Below are 19,379 nucleotides of genomic sequence, written 5' to 3' on the forward strand. Positions count from 1 at the left end.
TTGATGGGTAACGAATGTTGGCTGCAGGTGCAGACAGCCATGCGAAATATTGTTGGCGAAAACGCATATACGAACTGGATCGTGCCGCTGTCCTTGGGTGGGATAGACAAAGGCGTTGCCACCGTCATCGCGCCAACCAGCTTTATCGGCGATTATGTTGCGCGCAGCTATGGCGATAACCTAAAGGCAGAATTCGCCAAAATCGGCGAATCTGTCGAGCGGCTGAATTTCGTAACCAAAATCACCACTGGTGCGGCCAAGCCAACAGCAAAACCCGCCCCACAACCCAAACCCCAGCGCACAGAATCAGACCTGCCCCTACCCGGTGCCGCACTAGATCCGCGATTAACATTTGATAATTTCGTGGTGGGTAAACCAAACGAGCTGGCCCACGCCGCCGCGCGCCGCGTGGCCGAGGGGCGCGATGTCTCGTTTAACCCGCTGTTCCTGCACGGTGGTGTGGGCTTGGGTAAAACCCACCTGATGCATGCCATCGCCCACGAGCTGAAAAAGCGCGACCCAAATGCGCGCGTGCTGTACCTGTCGGCCGAGCAATTTATGTATCGATTCGTTCAGGCCCTGCGGTTCAAAGACACGATCGCGTTCAAGGAAATGTTCCGCTCGGTTGATCTGTTGATGGTAGATGATGTGCAATTCATCGCCGGCAAAACCACCACCCAAGAGGAATTCTTTCATACGTTTAACGCGCTGATCGAGCAAAACAAACAGGTGATCATTTCCGGTGACCGCTCGCCCATCGATATGGAGGGCCTCGAAGAGCGCATTAAATCCCGCCTGCAATGGGGCCTTGTGGTCGATCTACACCCCACAGATTACGAATTGCGCCTTGGTATCCTACAGTCAAAACAGGAAATTCAGGCCCGCCAAAACCCAGATGTGGTGGTGGCCCCCGGTGTTCTGGAATTCATGGCACACCGCATTTCATCAAATGTGCGCGTGCTAGAAGGCGCGCTCACCCGCCTTTATGCTTTCGGATCGCTTGTGGGGCGCGAAATCACCCTAGAAATGGCCCAAGAAAGCCTGTCGGATATCCTACGCGCTACGGATCGCAAGGTCACAATCGATGAAATCATCCGCAAGGTTACAGATCACTATGGGCTGAACCTCACGGATATGCTCAGCGCTCGGCGCACCCGCTCTATCGCGCGCCCGCGTCAGCTGGCCATGTATCTGTCCAAGCAACTGACCTCCAAAAGCCTGCCTGAAATCGGCCGCCGCTTTGGCAAGCGGGACCATACCACGGTGATCCATGCGGTTAAAAAGATCGAAGAGCTAAAGGCCGTGGACAGCCAAATCTCCAAGGATATCGAGCACCTGCGCCGTATCCTCGAGGGCTAATCATCGCGCCCTTGCGGCAATCACTGCCCCAAGAGTAATCAACACCGCGGCCAGCACCAAAACCATGCTGGCCTCTGCAAACCCTGCCAAAACCAAGGCCGCGGTCGACAGCAATGGTGCCCCGTAGCTCAGCGTGCCCAGCAATTGAATATCGCCCCGCTTTACCCCCACATCCCAGACATAAAATGCCAATCCAACCGGCCCAATACCCAATCCTATTATACTGGCCCAGCCCCATTGCCCGCTGGGCCAAGCCGTAACCTCAAACGTGAAATGCGCCAGCGTGGACAAAACCGCACTGCACAGGCAAAACACCGCAACACTGGCCGTCGCTACATCGCCCAAGCGCCGCGAAATCACACTGTATCCCGTCCAAACATTCGCCGCGACCAAGGCCAGTACATAGCCCGCGATCGCCCCCGTTTCAAATCCAACACCACCCCCCGCCACCAACAGGCCAGCCCCCAAAAAACCAAGCACCGCGCCAATAATATGCCCGCGCCTTAACGTCTCGCTGGGCAACAGTCCCGAATACAAAACAATCAGCAACGGCCACAGATAGGCAATCAACCCCGCCTCGGCCGCAGGCGCCATACGCAGGGCCGAAAAATACAGAAAATGATAGCCAAACAACCCCAATGTTCCAAAGGCATAGATGCGCCAGCTGATAGTATAGAGCGCAGAAAACCCACCCGTCGCCCCCACATAAATCAGCCCCAGAACACCCCCAATGCCAAAACATATGGCATTCAACTGAAAGGGTGGCACAGGCACAGACCCCACCGTAAACAACGCCAACAAAGCCCACAAAAGAATCGCAATGCCACCCACGGCGGTCGCCTGTTTTCTGCCCATGATTTTTCCCAAATTCGTTGCCCCCAATGCTAGGGATGTGGCCCAGATAGGTAAACCAATTATTGCGTCTTTCGCTTGGCGCAACTTTGGGTTAGCGTTTGTTAATACCAGTTGAACAATCCGTTAAATTGGGCCAAGATAAGCGCCCGTATATAAGGCGCAAAGGGATAGAAAAATGAAAGTTAGCATCGAACGCAGTGCATTACTTAAGGCGATGTCACAGGCCCAATCTGTGGTCGAGCGGCGCAATACTATTCCAATTTTGGCCAATGTATTGATCGAGGCCGAGGGCAGCGAAATCTCTTTCCGTGCCACCGATTTGGATATCGAGGTGGTTTACAAAGTTGCCGGCATGGTGGAACGCGCCGGTGCCACCACCGTGGGGGCGCATACTTTGCATGAAATCGTGCGCAAATTGCCCGATGGTGCGATGGTGGAATTGTCTGATGATGGCACGGCCAATCGTTTGGATATCGTTGCGGGGCGCTCTAGCTTCTCGCTGGCCACCCTGCCACGCGAAGATTTCCCCGTGATGGCCACATCAGAATACACCTGTAATTTTGCCGCCCCCGCAGGCACATTGCGCCGCCTGTTTGATAAATCAAAATTCGCAATCTCTACCGAGGAAACACGCTACTATCTAAACGGTGTTTATATGCATGCATCCGATGGTGCGGATGGGCGGGTTCTGCGCTGTGTGGCCACCGATGGTCACCGGCTTGCACGTATTGATGCGCCCCTGCCTGAAAACGCAGGCGACCTGCCTGGGGTGATTGTACCGCGCAAAACCGTGGGCGAGCTGGGCAAGTTGCTGGATGATGATGATCAGGAAATCGCCCTATCGGTTTCCGAGACCAAGATCCGCTTTGCCACACCAGAGATCGTGCTGACCTCCAAGGTGATCGACGGGTCCTTCCCCGATTACACCCGTGTTATTCCACAGGGTAACTCGCGACGCCTAGAGGTAGACGCATCCGAATTCGCCCAAGCGGTAGACCGCGTATCAACCGTATCTTCTGAACGCTCGCGCGCGGTCAAGCTAACGCTGGACGAAGATCGCCTGATCCTATCTGTAAATGCCCCTGATAGCGGTGCGGCCGAGGAAGAATTGATCGTGGCTTATGGTGACGAGCGTTTGGAAATCGGTTTCAACGCCAAGTACCTGTTGGAAATCGCTGGCCAAGTGGATCGCGAAAATGCGGTGTTCTTGTTCAATTCCAGTGGTGACCCAACCCTGATGCGCGAAGGCAATGATGAAACGGCGGTCTATGTTGTGATGCCAATGCGGGTGTAGGCTTGTCCACGCTGCACATCTCGCGGCTAACCCTGTCGCATTTTAGATCCCACAAGCGTACGGTCATCGAAACAGATGGCCGCCCGATCGCAATTTTCGGCGCCAATGGCGCCGGCAAAACCAATATCCTAGAAGCCATTTCCATGCTGTCACCCGGGCGCGGATTGCGCCGGGCCAAAACCGCCGAACTCTCCCGCGCCCCAGAAAATCTGGGCTGGAAGGTCTCGGCGGATCTGCACAGCCTAGGGCACCAGCACCAGATCGAAACCGCCTTTACCGGTACGGGCACCCGAAGCATTTCTATCGATGATAAAACGGCACCGCAAATCGCTCTGGGGCGCATTGCGCGTATTGTTTGGCTGGTGCCTGTGATGGATCGGTTATGGGTGGAAGGTGCCGAGGGGCGTCGACGCTTCCTAGATCGCCTTGCGCTAAGCTTCGAGCCGAACCACGGCGAACATACCCTTGCCTACGAGCGGGCCATGCGCGAACGCAACCGTATGCTAAAGGATGGTCAACGCGACCCCGCGTGGTACAAGGCCATCGAGAGCCAAATGGCCACATCCGGTGCTGTGATAGAGCAAAACCGCCTAAGCACAATCACCCGTATATCCGCCGCCCAACAGGGCGCAGAGACCACTTTCCCCGCCGCCGATCTTAACCTGCGTGGCCCCGAGGATAGTGATCCGATCAGCACCGCTGATGATCTGGCCACTGCACTGGCCGAAAGCCGCCCGCGCGATATGCACGCAGGGCGCAGCCTGATTGGCCCGCACCGCGATGATATCCATGCGCTTTATACAACCAAGGGTATCGCCGCCGCGCAATGCTCGACCGGCGAGCAAAAGGCGCTGTTGGTCAGCCTTGTTCTGTCAAATGCCCGCGCGCTGGCCCAAGATATCGGGGCAGCCCCGATCATTTTGCTGGACGAGGTCGCGGCCCATCTAGATCCAGACCGCCGCGCGGCGCTGTATAACGAGATCTGCGCGCTGGGCGCACAGGCGTGGATGACGGGCACCGAATCCGATCTGTTTGCAGATTTTGGAAATCGCGCCATGGCTCTGCGAATTGACGAAAACCAACAAGGCTCTGCAATCGAGCCGATAACCTAGGGAGCCATGATGACCCCCCAACGCATTAACATGATATCCCTATCCACCGCTGATCTGCCCCGCGCACGCGCATTCTATACCACCCTTGGCTGGGTCGAGGCCGAGGGCGGCAATGATAAAATCGCCTTCTTTCAGCTGGCCGGGCAATATTTCTCGATCTATGATCGCGCGGCATTGGCCGAGGATATCGGCCAAGATATCCCCGCAACCACCACCGGCGGCGTAACCCTTGCTATTAATTACGACAACCCACAACAGGTCGATGCCGCCTATGATGCGGCCATAGATGCAGGGGCCACAGACCTGCGCCGCCCCTCTGAAATATTTTGGGGTGGCTACTCTGGCAATTACGCAGACCCCGATGGCCACCTGTGGGAGGTGGCACATAACCCATTTTGGAAATTTGATACAGAGGGTCAGATAGATCATGGCTGACCCGATTTGATCCCCCGCGCCTTGGCGCTGAATATAAAATATACGCGCCGTTGATTTTCCACTTGTCACCAAACGCGATCTGGGGATTAGTTTGCACATGTCTGTAACCATCACCCAATTGGCCCTCTATGCGGGGGCGCTGTTCATCCTGTTTATCACTCCAGGCCCTGTCTGGGTGGCGGTGATCGCGCGCGCGGTATCGGGGGGCTTTCGCTCGGCGGTTCCCTTGGCGCTGGGCGTGGCTGTGGGCGATATTTTATGGCCCTTGGTGGCGTTGCTGGGTGTTAGTTATCTTGTGTCTTTTTATGCGGATATCCTGATCCTGTTTCGCTATGCGGCAGCGCTGATTCTGTGCTTGATGGGGGCGGCGCTGGTGCGCTGGCCTGATAAGGTGCTGTCGGAAAATTCACAGTTCACCCGCCCCGGCATGTGGGCGGGATTTGCGGCGGGGATGGCGGCGGTGATCGCCAATCCCAAGGCCAGCTTGTTCTATATGACGCTCTTGCCCAGCTTCTTTGATTTCAACCAAATCACCAAATGGGACATGGTCGCGATCTGTATTTTGTCCTTTATTGTGCCGCTATTGGGTAACCTGTGCTTGGCTGGATTTGTCAATCAAATGCGCCGGTTTCTGGCATCACCCGAGGCGGTGCGAAAGACCAATATCTATGCCGGAATCGCGCTGATCTTGGTTGGGGTTATAATCGCGCTGACCTAGGCGAAAATTCGCCCCTAGAGCGTGACAACCCCTGATTAATCCGCTATGTTTTCCCGATAACAACGGGAAAAACCGACATGTCAGACGAGCAGAATACACCAGAAGAATACGGCGCAGATTCCATTAAGGTTCTCAAGGGCTTAGAGGCTGTGCGCAAGCGTCCTGGCATGTATATTGGCGACACGGATGATGGTTCCGGCCTGCATCACATGGTTTACGAGGTGGTGGACAATGGTATTGACGAGGCCTTGGCCAAACATGCGGATTTCGTATCCGTCACCGTGCATGCCGACGAGAGTGTTTCCGTGCGTGATAATGGCCGCGGCATCCCCGTGGGGATTCACGAAGAAGAAGGTGTTTCCGCCGCCGAGGTGATTATGACCCAGCTGCATGCTGGTGGTAAATTTGACAGCAATTCCTATAAGGTGTCTGGCGGTTTGCACGGCGTGGGCGTGTCTGTGGTAAATGCCCTATCTGACTGGCTAGAGCTGAAAATCTGGCGTGATGGCAAGGTGCATGTAGCGCGTTTTGAGCGCGGCGATACCGCCAAGCACCTGGAGGTGGTTGGGGATGCGAACGGCGAGACCGGCACCGAGGTGCGCTTCATGGCCTCTACCGAGACGTTTTCTAACCGCGACTACAGCTTTAAAACATTGGAAAACCGTCTGCGCGAACTGGCGTTTCTAAACTCTGGTGTGAAAATAATTCTGCGCGATGAGCGCCCTGCGGAACCTCTGGAGGCAGAGCTGTTCTACGAAGGTGGGGTCAAGGAATTCGTGCGCTTCTTGGATCGCTCGAAAACATCTGTGATAGAAGAGCCGATCTATGTGGTGGGCGAGAAGGATGATATTACAGTCGAGGTCGCCATGTGGTGGAACGACAGCTATCATGAAAATGTTCTGCCCTTTACCAATAACATTCCCCAACGCGATGGCGGTACCCATGTTGCCGGTTTCCGCGGCGCCCTAACGCGTACCATCAATGCCTATGCCAATTCATCCGGCATTGCCAAGAAAGAGAAGGTCTCCTTTACCGGCGATGATGCCCGCGAAGGCCTGACCTGTGTTCTATCGGTCAAGGTGCCAGACCCGAAGTTCAGCTCGCAGACCAAGGATAAATTGGTGTCATCAGAGGTGCGCCCCGTGGTCGAGAGCTTGATGAACGAGAAGCTGGCAGAATGGTTCGAGGAAAACCCCGCATTGGCGAAACAGATTGTGGGCAAGATCGTCGAGGCCGCATTGGCCCGCGAGGCGGCCCGCAAGGCGCGCGATTTAACGCGGCGCAAGACCGCCTTTGGTGGTACATCCCTGCCGGGAAAACTGGCGGATTGCCAAGAGAAAGATCCAGCCCTATCCGAAATTTTCATCGTGGAGGGTGATTCTGCGGGCGGGTCAGCCAAACAGGGCCGAGCCCGCGAAAATCAGGCGGTTCTGCCGCTGCGGGGTAAGATTTTGAACATCGAGCGCGCGCGCTTTGACAAAATGTTGACGTCCGAGCAGATTACAAATCTGATCACCGCCCTTGGCACCGGTATTGGGCGCGATGAATTTGACATCAGCAAGCTACGTTACCACAAGGTGGTGATCATGACCGATGCGGATGTGGATGGGGCGCATATTAGAACATTGTTGCTGACCTTCTTCTTCCGTCAAATGCCAGAGCTGATCGAGGGCGGGTATTTGTATATTGCCCAGCCGCCATTGTTTAAGGTGGCGCGGGGTAAATCCGAGGTCTACCTAAAGGATGAAACAGCACTCGAGGATTTCTTGGCCGAGCAAGGGGTCGAGGGCGCGATGCTGACCCTACAGGATGGCACCACATTGGCAGGGCAGGATTTGGCCCGAGTGGTGGGCGAGGCACGCACCACGCGTCAAATCCTGACGGCTTTCCCCACCCATTACAGCCATCATATTTTGGAACAGGCGGCCATTGCTGGTGGTTTGATCCCTGGCCGTGTGGATGCGGATGCACAGGGTATTGGCGATGCTATTGCGGCGCGTCTGGATATGGTGGCCACTGAATACGAGCGCGGCTGGTCTGCGCGCCCGACACAGGATGGGGGGTTGCGTTTCGCGCGTATTTTGCGCGGGGTTGAGGAATCTCATACGCTGGATGGAAAATGCCTGCGATCTGGCGAAGCACGCAAGTTATCCGAACTGACGGAGAGCCTGCAAGAGGTCTATTCCGCGCCTGCGACATTCACCCGCAAAGAGCGTGTAGAGCCGATCATGGGGCCGCTGGATTTGTTGGATGTGATCAACGAAGAAGGCGAGAAGGGTTTGAACCTACAGCGCTACAAGGGGCTGGGCGAGATGAACCCGGATCAGCTGTGGGAAACCACCCTAGATGAAGAGGCCCGCACCCTGTTACAGGTAAAGGTCGATGATCTGGCGGATGCAGATGATTTGTTCACCAAATTGATGGGCGATGTGGTGGAACCACGCCGCGAATTCATTCAGCAAAATGCGCTGTCTGTGGGCAATCTGGATTTCTGATCTGCGCCTAGGCGTCTAGTAATGATAGGATATGGCGCGTGGCGGCGGCGTATCCGGCCACACCCATCCCTGCGATCACCGCATCTGCCCGCTTGGAAACATAGGAGATGTGGCGGAACTCTTCTCGTTTATGCACCTGAGAGATATGCACCTCGATCACTGGCCCATCGAATGTGTTTAGCGCATCCAGCAGGGCCACCGATGTATGGGTGAAGGCGGCGGGATTGATCACGATGCCTGCGGCCTGCTCAGTGGCCTGATGGATCCAATCGATCAGTTGACCTTCGTGATTTGATTGTAGCAATGTACAGCTGGCGCGCCCCGCGCAGGCGTCGTTGCACAGCGCCTCCACATCATCCAGCGTGGCGGTGCCATAGATATCCGGCTCGCGTTTGCCCAGCAGATTTAGGTTGGGGCCATTTAAAATATAGATCTGATTCATAGCGGTATTCCAATTGGATTTGGGGCATCATAGCAGGTTAATTGCGGCGGCGAAACCTTCCCCGCGGGGAAGGTTTTTGGTGTGGGATTTGGTATAATGTATAGTATTGTTTGCATTGAGTGAGAGATCCGGAACTGGGCATAAATATGTTAAATATCAGTATGATGTGCGGGCTTAGGTGGAAATTTCTGGGCGGTAGGGGCGGTTTGTGCCCTACCGTAAATTAGCTCCTAGCCCCTGTGCCCCTAGCGGATGGGGAAAATCTACCTATATTTGAGTTAGGTTCTATTTAGGGAGTATAGCATGAGCTTAGTTAGTACATTGGCCAAGGTGGCTATTGGTGTGGCCGTGGCCAAGGGTGTGAAATCTGTGGCTGGGGGTAAGTCTTCTAGCGGTGGTGGATTGGGTGATCTGCTGGGTGGCGCGCTGGGCGGTGGCTCTGGTGGGTCTGGTGGATTGGGCGATCTATTGGGCGGCGCGCTGAAGGGTGGCGGTTCTGGGAATGCTGGTGGTATGGGTGATTTGCTGGGCGGCCTAATGGGTGGCGGCGCCAGTAAATCCGCAGCACCTGGCGGTTTGGGCGATCTAATGGGTGGTTTGCTAAAGGGTGGCGCGGGTGGCGCATCTGGTGGTTTGGGCGACATTCTGGGCCAATTGGGCGGTGCTGGTGCCGCCGGTGGTTTGGGGGGGTTGCTAACCAATGCATTGGAAAACAAGGGACAGTTAACCCAGCCCAGCACCCAAGAGGATGAAGATGCGGCGGCCTTGATGATCCGTGCGATGATTCAATCTGCGAAATCGGATGGATCCATTGACGAGGCCGAGAAGGATAAGCTGCTGAACAATTTGGGTGAGTTGGATCGGGACGAGATGGCAATGATTGATGCCGAGGTTGCTCGCAGTGTGGATCCAAAATCATTGGCGCGTGCCACACCCCGCGGCATGGAGGCGCAGGTTTATATGATGTCTGTGATGGGCATTGATTTGGATACGCAGGACGAGGCGTCCTATTTGCATGATCTGGGTCAGGCGCTGAACCTAGAGCGCAGCAAGATGAACGAAGTGCATGAAATGCTTGGGGCACAGCCGTTGTATCGCTAATCCGTTAAAGGCGAGTGATACAGCTATTGGGGCGTCGGGTAATCCGGCGCCCTATGCATTTCTGGGGGTGAGCGTGCTGTTCAAAACACCCTGTTTAAAGGCGGCGGCGATGTCCGCGTTTTGATCCAGCAGGGTGCGCAATGTTTTGGCTGGAATGGTGAAATAATGTGCGGCATCGCCAAGGCGGATATTGGCCGTGGCGGTTTTATGTTTTTGGGTGGCGTTTCGCCCGATGATTTGGCCTGCGCGAATTTTTGATATTCTGGTGCCAGATTTAATCACCTCGGCAGAGCCTGTTAGAAGGATTGCGATGTGATCAAAGGGTTGGCCCTCGTGGGCCAGCAGGCGGTCGCTGTCAGTTTGCCATACGCCCGAATTGATCACCTCTAGGGCGCGGCGATTTGATAGGGTTGGAAACAGGGATTGGGCGACGGTCTTTTCCATCGGCGACAGGCGTATGGGGCGATTATAGATCATGCCTATGAGGAGGCAGGTAACGCTAAGGGTTGCCAGTGCGATTTGCAGTGGCAGAGGCGTGATGGTGAATTCAAATGCAAGGCTATAGAGCGTAAGAGCGGCAGCGGCGAAGCGCGCGGCGGTGTATTTAGCAGCATCATAGCTGGTATATTTGGCCAAGCCATAGGCGGCGATATATGTGATTATGCCTGTGTAGCCGACAAAATGATTGAATTCCATACTGTCTCTCCTTGGGTGTAATATGCCCCTGATATCATTAATAATATGTGACTATTGGCACTGTTCAAGGAGGGTGCCGTGGAACGCGAGGCATTCAGCGAAAAAAGGCCGACCCCGCGGGGCCGGCCTATTCAAGTGAGCGGTATCGGTTTTTATTTTGCGATATCGTAGGCAGGCATACCTAGTTCGGTAATGTCTAGGCCTGTGATTTCTTCTTCTTCGCTAACGCGGATACCAACTGTTGATTTTAGGATCATCCAAACGATGCCGGATGTGATCAATGTTGCCGCGCCGATGGCGAAGATGCCGTATAGCTGTGCGCCCAGTGTTGCGCCAGAATTTGTGAAGACAACCGCGATGGTGCCCCAGATACCACAGAACAGGTGTACTGGGATTGCGCCGACAACGTCGTCGATTTTCAGCTTGTCTAGGAATGGCACACCAAAGACCACGATCACACCACCGATTGCACCGATCAAGGATGCGGCACCGATGCCGGGTGTTAGGGGTTCTGCGGTGATAGAAACCAAGCCTGCCAATGCGCCGTTCAGCACCATTGTTAGGTCTGCTTTTTTGTACAGGATTTGTGTCAGGATCAATGCGGCGATAGAACCAGACGCGGCGGCGGCATTTGTATTCACGAAGATACGTGAAACATCTGTTACATCGCCCACTGTGCCCATGGCCAATTGTGACCCACCGTTAAATCCGAACCAACCCAACCATAGGATGAATGTACCCAGCGCAGCCAAAGGCATGTTTGAGCCTAGGAATGGCACTGTACGTCCGTCTTTGGTGTATTTACCGATACGTGGCCCAAGGATCAGCGCGCCAGCCAAGGCCGCCCAACCACCAACAGAGTGTACAACCGTAGAACCAGCAAAGTCGTTAAATCCAGCCGCGTCCAAGAATCCGCCGCCCCATTTCCAAGAAGCAGTGATCGGGTAGATCAGGCCTGTTAGGATTAACGTGAAGATTAGGAAGGGCCACAATTTAATGCGCTCGGCCAAGGCACCAGATACGATGGATGCGGTTGCCGCACAGAACATCAGCTGGAAGAAGAAGTCAGAACCAACTGAGGCGTAATCCAGTGAGGCATCTGCCGCCGCTAGGCCTGTTGGCTCTAGGGATGTTGGGCTGATTGCGCCAAGAACATTGGTAACCAACCAGCCGTCCCCAGGGTACATCAGGTTAAAGCCGATTAGGTAGTAGGCGATACAGGCGATGCCGAACAGCCCCATGTTTTTGGTCAACTGCATTGTTACGTTTTTAGAGCGCACTAGGCCGGCCTCTAGCATGGCGAAACCGGCGGCCATGAAGAACACCAAGAAGCCCGCCATCAAGAACAGCAGTGTGGTGAATATATAGCCGACCTCTTCTAGGTTGGCGGGGGCGTCATTTGCAAAGGCGGCTATCGGTAGGGCCGTAAGCGTGGTTGCAAGGGCAAGAGTTTTCAGTTTCATGGTATTTCCTTTCATCACTGTTTACACAGCGTCTTCGCCGGTATCGCCTGTGCGTACGCGGACTGCTTGTTCTACGTTCAGTACGAAAATTTTGCCGTCGCCAATTTTCCCCGTTTTGGCGCTGGCCTCGATGGCGCCGATCACGGATTCCGCGGCATCATCGGTAACAACAATATCTAGGCGTATTTTTGGCACAAAATTCACGGCGTATTCTGCGCCGCGGTAAATTTCGGTATGGCCGGATTGTGCGCCGTAGCCCTTGATTTCGGTAACCATCATACCTTTGACGCCAGCATCCGAGAGTGCTGTGCGCACATCCTCAAGCTTGAAGGGTTTGATCGTTGCAATAATGAGTTTCATGTGTCCCTCTTTCTTTGCAGGTACTTTCCTGCGTGATGGAGGCAGACTGGCGTTTATTTTAACGATAGTTCAACGATTCAGGGCTATAGTGCCGCCCGAAATTGGTGAAATTGGCTAAAATTTAAACAGCTGAGCAAAATTGCATAATTATTGAACATTTTTGTACGGCTGGCGATGCCATTTCTGCTCTACCCAAGCGCGCCAAAAGTGCTAGTCTGTGCCAAAGAACCAAAAATGGTCAGAGCAGAATATGTCAAATAGCCCCGCAAAACCGCCCAAAAAGCCGGCCCCCCTTGTGGCACCTAAACGCGATTTTCATTCCACAAGTACCGCCAAGCCAAAGCCCCGTGCACAGAAGGCCCCCAAGCGCAAGCCCAGCCCATCCAAGGCCGCGCGCAAAAAGACAGGGGCCAAGAAACGGTCGGGGAATATCTTTATACGGATACTATCGCTTCTGTTTGGAACCCTGTGGCGGGTGATCTGGTGGTCTGGAATCCGTCTTAGCATTCTGGGCGCGCTTATTCTTGGGGGCGGCATCATTTACTACTATAGTCAGCTGCCTGCGGCGACGGTTTTGATGGATGATCGGGCCAAGGGATCTGTGACCATGTTGGATGGAGATGGGCGGGTCTTTGCGTGGCGTGGCGATCAGTTTGGCGGGGTGGTCAGCAGTGATACCGTATCCGAGCATCTGAAGCATGCTGTGATCGCCACCGAGGACAAGCGGTTCTATGGCCACTTGGGGATTTCACCGCGCGGTATTGTGGGCGCGATCCGCACCAATATACGCGAGGGTCGCAAACCATGGGAGGGCCATGGCGGGTCAACCATAACCCAGCAGATTGCCAAGGGCGTCTATTTCGAAGACACCCCGGGCCTACAACGCAAGCTGCTAGAGGTGCCGATGTCCATGGCGATGGAGCTAAAGTACACCAAGGATGAAATCTTGGCTATCTATCTAAATCGTGCATTTTTGGGCAACGGCTCCTTTGGTTTTGCCGCGGCCAGTCAGCGCTATTTTGGTAAAACGGCGGCGGATGTTACTGTGGCCGAGGCTGCGATGTTGGCCGGATTACTAAAGGCCCCCAGCAGCACCAACCCTATTCGCAATTTGGGCCGCGCCCAGGCGCGCGCCAATTTGATTGTGGGGTTGATGGAGGATCAGGGATACATCAGCCTTGGGCAGGCCGAGGCCGCGCGCAACAATCCTGCCCAGCTGTCACAGGTGGCGGCGGAAAAGGCGGGGGGATATTTCGCCGATTGGATATTAGAGGCGGCCCCTGAATTTATCATCAAGGATGCCAATGCGGATGTGGTGATCAAAACCACATTTGACAAGCGCATTCAGAGATCCGCCGAGGAGGCATTGGGTGTCGTTTTTCAAAAGCTAAAGGCGGGATCAAAGGCGCAGGGCGCAATTGTGGTGATGTCGCGCGATGGTGCGGTGCGCGCCATGGTTGGCGGGCGCAAGAACGAGTTTGCGGGGTCTTTTAATCGAGCGACACAGGCGCTGCGCCAGACGGGGTCTTCGTTTAAGCCGTTTGTTTATGCCGCGGCATTGGAGGCTGGTTTCAGATATGATTCAGTGGTGGAGGACAGCCCTGTTACCATTCCCACGCCATCTGGCCCTTGGACGCCCAAGAATTATTCGGGCAATTTTCTGGGCGAGATTACCATGACCGAGGCCCTGCTTAAATCCGTAAACACCGTGGCGGTGAAGGTCAGCGAAGAGGTTGGCCGTACGCGCGTGCGCGCCGTGGCGGGGGATTTCGGCGTGGCCAATGATATCCCCTCGGTGCCCTCCTTGGCGTTGGGTGCGGCCGAGAGTACATTATTGGAAATGACGGGTGCCTATGCGGGTATTTTGAATTCAGGGGTAGCGGCGCGGCCTTATGGGCTGGAATCTCTAACCATACAAGGTGACAGCGAGCCTTTGTTGCATAAGGAAGATGATGCAGGGCTGCGGGTGATTAACCCAGAGGCGGCGGCACAGCTGACCTATATGATGCATCAGGTTGTGAAGCAGGGCACCGGGCGGCGCGCAGATCTGGGAACACGTCAGGCGGCGGGTAAAACCGGCACCACCAACAGTGCGCGCGATGCGTGGTTTATCGGGTTTACCGCAGATTATGTGGCGGGTGTCTGGATGGGGTATGATGACAATTCGGTTTTGTCTGGGGTAACGGGGGGTGGCATGCCCGCTGATATCTGGCGCGAGACCATGCAGCGGGTGCATGAAGGTTTGCCCGAGACGCCGTTGAACATGAGCCTGCCAGAGGATTTGCCTAGATTTGAGGACAATGGTCTGAGCATTGAGGATGAGATCCGCAAGTTAGAGCGCGAGATTGCCCGCGAGGCGCGCCGCATGGAGCGTCAGAAAAATGGTGGCGGATTGAAGAAATTGTTCGAGGGGATCTTTAACTGATCCCCTCGGGTGGTCTGGCTAGCCGGCGGTGCGCAGGTGTGCGATCAGCTTATCGATATTGCCGCCGCGTTTATCCAGCATTGATCCGATTTGCACACGGGTGTCGGACAAAACGCTAACGCCTTCTAGGAACAGGTTGAACATCAATGTTTTTCCGCGGGCATCGATCACATGCCACTGGGCCTTGAAGGGTGATTTACCCTTAAGTTTGATTTTGCTGTCCACCAAGAAGCCGCCCGATGTTTTGCGCGATTTGGTTACGGTGATGCTGGCGCCGACAAATTCCTCGAAGCGGCTACCGTAAGAGCGGGCCATAAAGCCGCGAAATGCTGCGACATAGGCGCGGCGTTGGCTGGCAGAGGCACCGCGCCATGCTGGCCCCAATGATTTCTGCGCAATCAGCGGCACATCGGCGTAGGTGGCGAAGACCTTCTCGAAGCGGTTGAACATGGCCTGTCCACGGTCATTGGAATTGATGATAGCAACGATATCACTGACGATATTGTCGATCAGCTGTTCTGCCTCGCCTTTGGTTAGGGCGGCGGCAGGGGCGGCGGCCATCAGGGTGGCAGCGCTAATGCCGGCCAAAATTTGGCGGCGGGATGGGTTATTCGGTGTCATAGGGGTTCTCCAGATCAGCGTCGGATATTTCGCCATCATTCAATTCGAAACGGCGGTTTTGCAAGTAATATAATCGTTGGGTAGCATAGCTGTCTTCTGCGTTATAGAGAACCTCGTCGAAGATGGCGCTGTATTCATGGCGATCTCCTGCCATTTCCACCAATGTTAGGGCGGTTTTATGCGTGCTGTATTTGGCAGGTGTCACCGCATTTAGGGGATCAAAGGCCAGATCAACCACCAGCCCCACAGAGCCGCGGGCGGTTCTGCCGGCAAAGAAGGGCAATTCTACATAGACGCCTTCGCCAACGCCCCAGCGGTGCAGGGTCATGCCGAAATCGCTGTCGTTGTTTGTCATGCCGGCCTCGGTTGCCACATCAAACAGCCCCCCCCAGCCCAGTGTTGTATTTAGGCCAAAGCGCAGGGTCGAGACTAGGGCCTCGCCGATACGGAATTGCAGCAGGTTGTTGGCTATGCGCCGCGGCATGGCCATGTTGGCGGTGAAATTATTCATCATCTCACTGCTTTCGTCGGTAAATACCGCGCCATATGCATTGCCCGCAGGGCGCAGCAATGCGCGGTCTACTGCTTTGTTGAAATTATGAATTTTACGATTGGTACGTTCGTAGGGGTCATTGAATTCCATGCTGGCGTCCCCCGCACAGCCGGCCAAAAACGCCAGCGCTAATAGGGGGAAAAAGACAGTGCGTATAGATAGAACAGACATGAGAGCATCCAGATTGAGGCAAGATTTCAATTTAGGGGAAATAGAAAAGTGAGTCTATGACAATTTGACAAGAGAAATTTAACGCGCCCTCGTTACAACAAAATCAAATCCGAGCCAAGGCCATGGTGGTAATTTGGCACAGCTTACGTCAGACTGTGCAACATAAAAACACCACAGCCCGCTCGCAGTCAGGGATGCATCATGCAAGAAACGAATATCTACCCTAAAGGATTGGCCGAGTTACGCGCCATGCGTCGCCAAAGCCGCCATCTGTTTGGGGCAGTGTTTGTATTCAGTATTTTTGTTAATCTGCTGATGCTGGCGGGGCCTTTGTATATGCTTCAGGTTTATGATCGTGTGTTGTCTAGCCGATCCGTAGAGACGCTGACTGCGCTGACGCTATTGGTATTGGGGTTGTTTGCAATGATGGGTCTGCTGGATTGGGCGCGTGGGCGGGTCTTGGCCCGTGTCGGTGCTCGGTTTCAGGCAGGATTGGATCAGCGGGTATTCTACGCAATGTTAGATACCGCAAAGCATCCGCATTTCCGAGATAAGTCCATCAATGGCATGAATGATTTGACCACCCTACAGATGCTTTATGCCTCGCCTGCGCTTTTGGCATTATTTGATATGCCATGGGCGCCGATATTCATCGCCGCGATATTTGTATTTCATCCGCTATTGGGGTGGTTGGCGCTGGCCAGCGGGGTGTTTTTGGTGATCTTAACCCTGGTCAATCAACGCAACACCCGAGAGAATACACTTGGGGCGCAACAGGCCCGTGCAACCACGGATCATTTTGCCGCGCAAATCCGCGAAGAGGCGGATACGGTTACGGGGCTGGGCATGCGCGGCGATGTTCTGCGCCGCTGGAAAAGTCAAAGCGATGATGCGATGGCGCGCAGTATTAACGCCAGCGATGCCACCGGTTTCTATGCATCCCTTAGCAAATCATTTCGGATGTTTGTGCAATCGGCGATGCTGGGGCTGGGGGCTCTGCTGACATTGCGCGGCGAGCTGTCTGGTGGGGCGATGATTGCGGGGTCTATTATGCTTGGCCGTGCATTGGCGCCAATTGAGATGGGCATTGGGCAGTGGCCTCTGATCCAGAAATCCCGTGCTGCATGGCGCAATTTATCCGAGCTGTTGCAGGCCGCGCCTCTTGAACCTGCGCGGGTGTCCCTGCCGGTGCCAGAGGCGCGCATCGAGGCGCAGAATCTATCGGCGGTACCACCCGGATCGCGCACACCCTGCCTGCGCGGCGTTGGCTTTGTGGTCGAGCCAGGACAGGCGCTGGGCGTGATCGGGCAATCGGCATCTGGCAAATCATCGCTGGCGCGCCTGATCGCCGGTGTCTGGCCTGTTGCGGCGGGGCATCTGCGCCTTGGAGGGGCAACATTGGATCAATATGATGCGGATGTTCTGGGGCAATACATTGGGTATCTGCCCCAAAATGTTACCCTATTTGGTGCGACCATTGCCGAGAACATTGCCCGCATGGCCGAGACACCCGACGAGGCCAAGGTGGTTGCCGCGGCCAAACGGGCCGGTGCGCATGAGTTGATACTGGAGCAGAGCGATGGGTATAACACCGTGGTTACGCCGCAAGGGGGCGCGTTGTCCGGGGGGCAGATTCAGCGCATTGGATTGGCGCGAGCGTTGTATGGGAATCCACTGGTTTTGATATTGGACGAGCCGAATTCTGCGCTGGATGCTGTGGGATCCGCATCGCTGAACGCGGCGATCCGCCAGATGAAATCCGAGAATAAATCGGTGATCATTATGGCGCACCGCCCCAGTGGCATTGCCGCCTGTGATACATTGTTGGTGTTGGAAAACGGTATCGCCAAAATGTTTGGCCCGCGTGATGATGTATTAAAGGCGCAGGTGAAAAATACCGAACAAATTCAACAGAGTTTGGCAGAGGGAGGCAGGCCATGAGCACGCCACAGGAATGGTCAGCCCGCCGCCCTATCATCGTGGGGGGAATTGCGATTGTCTGTTTGGTTCTGGGATTGGGGTTCTGGGGCAGCTTTACCAAAATATCGGGGGCCGTGGTCAGCAGTGGTATGATCCAAGGCGAGGCGCTGCGCCAGGTGGTGCAACACCCTGATGGCGGTGTGGTTGGCGCGATTATGGCGCGCGATGGTGATTCTGTGGCGGCGGGGGATGTGCTGATCCGGTTTGATGATACATTGCTGAAATCACAAATTTCGATCCTAGAGGGGCAGTATATCGAATCTGCGGCGCGCCTTGTGCGATTGCGCGGCGAGCGGGATGGAACAGCGGCGCTGGCATTTGATTTGCCAGCGGATCCTGCGCTGGGCCAGACCGAAAAGGCCCAGCAGATTTTTGCCGCCCAGAACAGCCTGTTTTTGGCGCGCCTAGACAGCTATCAGCAGACCCGAAAACAGCTGGTCGAACGCAAGAGCCAAATCGGCCTACAGGTCGGGGGAGCCGAGGCGCAGTTGGCCGCATTGGCCCGTCAGATCACCCTGATCGGGGCGGAACGTGCGGATCAAGAAGATCTGTTGGCCAAGGGTTTGGCGCAGGCTTCGCGGGTCTTAGCATTGCAACGCGAGGAGGCGCGATTGTTGGGTCAGCGTGGCGAGTTAGAGGCCAGCATCGCCACCAGTCAGGCCCAGATGATTGAAATTGATATCGAGGTTTTGCGTCTGGCATCCGAGAGGCGCGAAACCGCAGAGACCGACCTACAGGAAATTAATGCATCCCAGCTACAGCTTAGTGAGCAATTGTTCTCTGCACGCGAGACGTTGTCGCGTATGGAAGTCCGCGCCCCGATGGCGGGTATCGTACATGGAATGGCTGTGCATGCGCGCAGGTCGGTGGTGCGCGCCGCCGAGCCTATTTTATATATTATTCCTCAAAATCAACCGTTTATAGTGCAAAGCCGCATCGAGGCCGTGCATGTAGATCAGGTTTATGTGGGCCAAGGTGCTAGCCTGCGATTTTCCACATTTGATCAGCGCACCACGCCAGAGATTTTTGGAACCGTTAGGACGATTTCTGCGGATGTTATCGAGGACGAGCGCACGGGCGTTCCTTATTACACCGCCGAAATCACCCCGAATGCGGGCGAATTGGTGCGGCTGGGAGATGTGGAATTGTTGCCGGGAATGCCGGTCGAGGCCTTTCTTAAAACCGCCGAGCGTACGCCGATTTCCTATCTGACCAAGCCCTTTACGGATTATTTTAACCGCGCCTTCCGCGAACAGTAAAATTGGCCTTGCTTTACTGGGTGGGTTAGATAGCCTTTCG

17 protein-coding genes are annotated in these 19,379 nt (G+C 55.1%); 10 read left to right on the plus strand and 7 right to left on the minus strand.

Going from position 1 to position 19,379, the window contains the following annotated elements; genetic code table 11:
- The first annotated feature begins 3 nt into the window (after nt 1–3).
- On the plus strand, nt 4–1,359 hold the full coding sequence (gene dnaA / locus QQL62_RS09870; protein WP_284378411.1) for a chromosomal replication initiator protein DnaA: 1,356 nt from the start codon (nt 4–6) through the stop codon (nt 1,357–1,359).
- Here dnaA and yddG read toward each other — a convergent pair whose 3' ends face one another.
- On the minus strand, nt 1,360–2,214 hold the full coding sequence (gene yddG / locus QQL62_RS09875) for an aromatic amino acid exporter YddG (protein WP_284378413.1): 855 nt from the start codon (nt 2,212–2,214) through the stop codon (nt 1,360–1,362). It abuts the gene before it with no gap.
- Nucleotides 2,215–2,389: 175 nt separating this feature from the next.
- Here yddG and dnaN point away from each other — a divergent pair, with 175 nt between their 5' ends.
- The 5 genes from dnaN to gyrB all read left to right on the plus strand — a co-directional run bounded on the left by dnaN (nt 2,390) and on the right by gyrB (nt 8,268).
- Nucleotides 2,390–3,508 (plus strand): DNA polymerase III subunit beta, encoded by a 1,119-nt coding sequence (dnaN, locus tag QQL62_RS09880; RefSeq protein ID WP_284378416.1) that lies wholly within the window; start codon nt 2,390–2,392, stop codon nt 3,506–3,508.
- 2 nt (nt 3,509–3,510) lie between these two features.
- A complete protein-coding gene (gene recF, locus QQL62_RS09885) occupies nt 3,511–4,620 on the plus strand; it encodes a DNA replication/repair protein RecF (RefSeq protein WP_284378418.1) in 1,110 nt (369 codons plus the stop codon).
- A 9-nt stretch (nt 4,621–4,629) separates the two neighbouring features.
- A complete protein-coding gene (locus QQL62_RS09890) occupies nt 4,630–5,055 on the plus strand; it encodes a VOC family protein (RefSeq protein ID WP_284378420.1) in 426 nt (141 codons plus the stop codon).
- A gap of 97 nt (nt 5,056–5,152) precedes the next feature.
- Nucleotides 5,153–5,773: a LysE family translocator gene (locus QQL62_RS09895; RefSeq protein ID WP_284378423.1), complete on the plus strand. Its 621-nt coding sequence runs from the start codon at nt 5,153–5,155 to the stop codon at nt 5,771–5,773.
- 77 nt (nt 5,774–5,850) lie between these two features.
- A complete protein-coding gene (gene gyrB, locus QQL62_RS09900; protein WP_284378430.1) occupies nt 5,851–8,268 on the plus strand; it encodes a DNA topoisomerase (ATP-hydrolyzing) subunit B in 2,418 nt (805 codons plus the stop codon).
- A 7-nt stretch (nt 8,269–8,275) separates the two neighbouring features.
- On the opposite strand, the gene aroQ is transcribed toward gyrB, so the two are convergent.
- Entirely contained in the window at nt 8,276–8,710 is a 435-nt protein-coding gene (gene aroQ, locus QQL62_RS09905; RefSeq protein WP_284378434.1) for a type II 3-dehydroquinate dehydratase, read from the minus strand.
- A gap of 303 nt (nt 8,711–9,013) precedes the next feature.
- Between aroQ and QQL62_RS09910 the strand changes: the two genes are divergently transcribed.
- Complete coding sequence (locus tag QQL62_RS09910; protein ID WP_284378436.1) at nt 9,014–9,811, plus strand: DUF533 domain-containing protein; 798 nt, start codon at nt 9,014–9,016, stop codon at nt 9,809–9,811.
- 51 nt (nt 9,812–9,862) lie between these two features.
- Here the strand turns inward: QQL62_RS09910 and QQL62_RS09915 are convergent, their stop codons facing one another.
- The 3 genes from QQL62_RS09915 to QQL62_RS09925 all read right to left on the minus strand — a co-directional run bounded on the left by QQL62_RS09915 (nt 9,863) and on the right by QQL62_RS09925 (nt 12,330).
- A complete protein-coding gene (locus tag QQL62_RS09915; RefSeq protein ID WP_284378440.1) occupies nt 9,863–10,507 on the minus strand; it encodes a cyclic nucleotide-binding domain-containing protein in 645 nt (214 codons plus the stop codon).
- Nucleotides 10,508–10,659: 152 nt separating this feature from the next.
- Nucleotides 10,660–11,970 carry an ammonium transporter gene (locus tag QQL62_RS09920; RefSeq protein ID WP_284378443.1) on the minus strand — a complete coding sequence of 437 codons (1,311 nt, stop codon included), beginning with the start codon at nt 11,968–11,970 and terminating at the stop codon, nt 10,660–10,662.
- Between the two features lie 21 nt (nt 11,971–11,991).
- The gene (locus QQL62_RS09925; protein WP_284378446.1) at nt 11,992–12,330 is read right to left on the minus strand and encodes a P-II family nitrogen regulator; all 339 of its coding nucleotides are present in this window, start codon (nt 12,328–12,330) and stop codon (nt 11,992–11,994) included.
- Between the two features lie 250 nt (nt 12,331–12,580).
- Between QQL62_RS09925 and QQL62_RS09930 the strand changes: the two genes are divergently transcribed.
- Nucleotides 12,581–14,755, plus strand: a complete 2,175-nt coding sequence (locus tag QQL62_RS09930) for a transglycosylase domain-containing protein (protein WP_284378449.1) — start codon at nt 12,581–12,583, stop codon at nt 14,753–14,755.
- Between the two features lie 18 nt (nt 14,756–14,773).
- On the opposite strand, the gene QQL62_RS09935 is transcribed toward QQL62_RS09930, so the two are convergent.
- The gene (locus QQL62_RS09935) at nt 14,774–15,376 is read right to left on the minus strand and encodes an MlaC/ttg2D family ABC transporter substrate-binding protein (RefSeq protein ID WP_284378451.1); all 603 of its coding nucleotides are present in this window, start codon (nt 15,374–15,376) and stop codon (nt 14,774–14,776) included.
- Nucleotides 15,363–16,100 (minus strand): MlaA family lipoprotein, encoded by a 738-nt coding sequence (locus tag QQL62_RS09940; RefSeq protein ID WP_284378453.1) that lies wholly within the window; start codon nt 16,098–16,100, stop codon nt 15,363–15,365. Before QQL62_RS09940 ends, QQL62_RS09935 begins: the two co-directional genes overlap by 14 nt.
- A 201-nt stretch (nt 16,101–16,301) precedes the next feature.
- Here QQL62_RS09940 and QQL62_RS09945 point away from each other — a divergent pair, with 201 nt between their 5' ends.
- Both QQL62_RS09945 and QQL62_RS09950 read left to right on the plus strand, forming a co-directional pair.
- Entirely contained in the window at nt 16,302–18,041 is a 1,740-nt protein-coding gene (locus QQL62_RS09945) for a type I secretion system permease/ATPase (protein WP_284378455.1), read from the plus strand.
- Nucleotides 18,038–19,339, plus strand: coding sequence for an HlyD family type I secretion periplasmic adaptor subunit (locus tag QQL62_RS09950; RefSeq protein ID WP_284378458.1), 1,302 nt, complete (start codon nt 18,038–18,040; stop codon nt 19,337–19,339). Before QQL62_RS09945 ends, QQL62_RS09950 begins: the two co-directional genes overlap by 4 nt.
- The last annotated feature ends 40 nt before the right edge of the window (nt 19,340–19,379 follow it).

Source organism: Amylibacter marinus, from assembly GCF_030160015.1.
Taxonomy (GTDB): domain Bacteria; phylum Pseudomonadota; class Alphaproteobacteria; order Rhodobacterales; family Rhodobacteraceae; genus Amylibacter; species Amylibacter marinus.